Origin of the sequence: Nostoc sp. WHI (assembly GCF_015714725.1) — a bacterium.
GTDB lineage: Bacteria > Cyanobacteriota > Cyanobacteriia > Cyanobacteriales > Nostocaceae > Nostoc.
The window spans coordinates 1-3,604 of the sequence record NZ_WBKM01000163.1 but is presented as its reverse complement, the minus strand read 5'-3'; the positions used below and the strand labels follow the sequence as shown (position 1 = coordinate 3,604).

Below are 3,604 nucleotides of genomic sequence, written 5' to 3'. Positions count from 1 at the left end.
TTCAAAGGGGGTAGGGTGTGGGGGGTAGGGTGTGGGGAACCCACGTTTAAAAACGTGGGATTGTAACAAGGACACTGTTTTTCTCGCGCTTTGCGTCTCGAAAAACATCTTTTTTTAAACTGAGCTTTAAACTCAGAACTAAAGTTTTTATTTAAACCCCTACACCCTAAACCCTACACCCTACACCCTGTTTTTTGTAATTAAACGATATTTGATTTGTTCTTCTGGGTTATCAGGATTCTCAGTCGTGTACTCAATGACTCGTACTTGTATTGGCTCAAAACCTTTTTTTCTCAGTTTGCTAGAAGGATAAATATAACTTAAATAAGAACCATCTTCTATTGCTTCTTCGTTTAAAAATTTAACGTTAGCAGGTATTCTTCCTAAATAATCATGCAACTGATCGACCATCAATGAGATTTTTTAATACATCCCGCATTGAATCTCTCGACCACAGGCTCATTGCTATTACCAGGCAAACTACTAGTTGTGCTGGTAACGACCGATGACGTTCCTCTTCGACTTTAGTTTTAGCGATCGCCTCTTCGATTGAAGTTGCTGGAATAGCTATCTCTATTGCTTTGAATATCTCAGTACTCTGTATCTTGGGAGACATTAATGAGAATTCTTTCAGATGCACCGTACTTGATTTCCATTTTTGGAAACAATACCTAATTTACAACTGTTTGAGCCTTAACTGAACCGTATTGGCTTCTATTACAGGCTGGGATTTTATTCTGGATGCTTTATTTGTATCAGGCTTTTCGTGAATTGGTATTAGACATTGAGCCAGAGACTCAATGAAGGCATTCCCAGGCGGCAGCCCAGGAATGAGTAAAGCCCTATCAAGTTAGGTTTTTAGGACTTGTGTGTACACCGTAGCCTTTTTAAGGGGGGTTAGGGCAGGGCTGATTCATTCCCTAAAACAGGTAAAATTGCAAGTGTTGAGGGGAGGAAAATTATGGGTAGTTCTCTGATTGAACAACTGCGGCTTGTGGAAGATTTTAGAACGAAAGATGGTCGAAGGCATCCACTTTGGTTGGTATTAGTGTTTGTAATAATGGGCACTATGAATGGATACGTCGGTTATCGTGCATGGGGAGATTTCGTCAAACGGCATCGTTGGGCATTGATAAAAACATTTGAAATAGAAAAACATGGTGTTCCTTCTTACTCAACAATCCGACGTGTAATCATGGGAGTAGACTTTGAGAAACTGGTGAAAATATTCAAGTTGTACAAAATTAGGACTTACGCATTGACAAAGTGGCAAAAGAGTGGATTGATAAAAAGTATCATCCACTGACTAGGTATCGGACAATCAGAGAAATCAGCAAACTCTCCACAGCACAATGCAATCTGGAACATTACACGCTGTTTTTGCACTTCAGTTCCAAAACATGGGGGATGTTGTAGATTAGCAGAGATATTAGAAAACGTGTCACACGACAGTGTGAACAGATTTTTGCTGAGAGAGAGATACGAACCGAAAGATTTATTCGATACAGTCAAGGAAATCATAGATATAGTAGGCGGGATTTTAAGTGTTGATGACACAGTAGTAGAAAAATTGTATAGTGACCCAAAGAATGCAGAATTAATCGGTTATTTTTGGTCTGGGAAACATCATAAGAGCATCAGAGGAATAAATTTAATCACGCTGTATTACAGTGATGTGCATGGAAATTCAGTACCAATTAATTACAGAATATACGACAAAAAGGAGGGAAAGAATAAGAACGATTATTTTCAAGAAATGCTTACCGAAGTGATAAATTGGGGTGTAAAGCCAAGAATAGTGACAGGGGACAGTTGGTACTCAGGAGTAGAAAACTTAAAATTTTTAAGAAACCAGAAATTAGGTTTTCTATTTGGGGTAGAGAAAAATATAACTGTCTCAAATGAACCAGGAAAGTATTGCCAAGTAAGCAGTCTGGATATTCCCGACCAAGGTTTGAGAATTCACTTGAGAGAATTTGGATTTATCAAGTTGTTTAGGAAAGTCTTTAAAAAAGAAGACTCTAGACACTATGTATTATATCTACCAGATGAAGAATCTCTACAGGAAATAACTAGAAGCGAATTTGTGGCAATTCATGATACCCATTTGGGAATTGAAAGTTTTCACAGAGCTATCAAACAAGTATGCGGGATTTGTCGATTCATGGTTAGAGATAGCCAAGCGATTAAAACACACATATTCTGTTCACTTCAAGCATTTGTTCGTTTAGAAAAAATGCGCTCTGAAAACATAATTTCTAATTGGTATGAACTGCAAAGAAACTTATTCACTTTAGTTTTGCGTGATTACATTGTAGAAAATCTTACCAATAATTGTGTTGCTTCGTACGCATGAATGGGATTTTTTGTCAATGCGTAACTCCTATAAGCTTGTGTTTAAAACTTACACATTGACAGAAAAGCTTAAATGACAGATATGCTTTTCAAGGCTTTTAGCTAGATTTTTCAACTACCTTTTGCAATGCCTGCGGTGGTCACTTAGCCAGTTTAATGAGGCTTTGAGCCTCACTAATGAGGCTCTGAACTCCATTAACGAGTTTTTTGGCGGACGCAGATCATAACTCCACTCTTCAGATCCTCAGCCCCTCTGCTTCTTGGTCAATTGCCGACTCAAAGCTAGTACAACACGCCGTAAATAAACCACCCATTCCAAATTAATGAAAAGCTTACGCTGTATTCATTTTGAATTCCGCTTTGCTGTACTAGTTATTTTGTGTAGCAGGTTGTACCTAGAGTATCTTCAGGTTTGAACTCATTACATTCTCTGGGATTTTGACGCTCTAATGACCAGCCATAGGGTTTATCGGAGGTGACGACACCATTAGCCAGAGTTGTTAGTCGAAAGTTAGCCCCCCGAAAATTAGTAAACAGCAACTTGGCATCTTTTAAGTTTGCTGCTTCCAAATTGGCGCTGATGAAACCGGCATAAGACAGATCGGCACTTTCTAGGGATGCTGATTTCAAATTTGCACCTGTTAAGGAAGCGCCATTAAGATTCGCCGAATTCATAGCTGCACCTTCTAGATTTGCACCAGTAAGATCGGCATTGGTGAGATTAACTTGAGATAATGTAACACCGCTTAAATTAGCCCCTCGCAAATTTGCTCCAGTTAGATTCAGTTGAGTTAGGTCAGCCCCACTCAAATCGCACCTGGGACAGGCACTCGTTGCCTTCAACTGATCCAAGTCTTGCTGATTTAATGCAAAGGTCTGCTCTGCAAACCCGAAACAAGCTAACAAAGCAACGGTAGCGACAATCTTAAGTTTCATATTTTTTACAGATATTTCAAGGATGACAAGTAACGAACACTGCCTACTGTCATATTTACATATACGGCTTCCCTAACGAAGAACAGGGATGAAGCATTGATTAAGAAGCTGTAAAAATACTATAAATTCTAATGATAATACTACTCAAACTGAAATATAAGCTATAGAATCGAATCACAAAGCAACTATACCGAACCAACTATAGACTACTATATATGTGATCCCCCTAGCTCGATGCAAATACGACTAGGGGGATCTTGTTTTTGGGCATTGGGTATTAGGTATTGGGCATTGGGCATTGGGCATTGGGCAT

At 39.0% G+C, this 3,604-nt stretch carries 3 protein-coding genes and 2 pseudogenes; 2 read left to right on the top strand and 3 right to left on the bottom strand.

Annotated elements, in window-relative coordinates; translation table 11 throughout:
* Positions 1-195: 195 nt before the first annotated feature.
* Positions 196-393, bottom strand: a pseudogene (locus tag F8S12_RS42360) (IS4 family transposase); the annotation flags it as partial.
* Positions 392-616 (bottom strand): transposase domain-containing protein, encoded by a 225-nt coding sequence (locus F8S12_RS42355; protein WP_442946809.1) that lies wholly within the window; start codon positions 614-616, stop codon positions 392-394. The pseudogene F8S12_RS42360 and the gene F8S12_RS42355, both read right to left, overlap by 2 nt.
* A gap of 345 nt (positions 617-961) precedes the next feature.
* Between F8S12_RS42355 and F8S12_RS17255 the strand changes: the two genes are divergently transcribed.
* The gene (locus F8S12_RS17255; RefSeq protein WP_196517366.1) at positions 962-1,306 is read left to right on the top strand and encodes a transposase family protein; all 345 of its coding nucleotides are present in this window, start codon (positions 962-964) and stop codon (positions 1,304-1,306) included.
* 14 nt (positions 1,307-1,320) lie between these two features.
* Positions 1,321-2,356 (top strand): annotated as a pseudogene (locus tag F8S12_RS17250) (IS701 family transposase).
* Between the two features lie 371 nt (positions 2,357-2,727).
* On the opposite strand, the gene F8S12_RS17245 reads toward F8S12_RS17250, so the two are convergent.
* Positions 2,728-3,291, bottom strand: coding sequence for a pentapeptide repeat-containing protein (locus tag F8S12_RS17245; protein WP_196517365.1), 564 nt, complete (start codon positions 3,289-3,291; stop codon positions 2,728-2,730).
* Positions 3,292-3,604 lie beyond the last annotated feature (313 nt).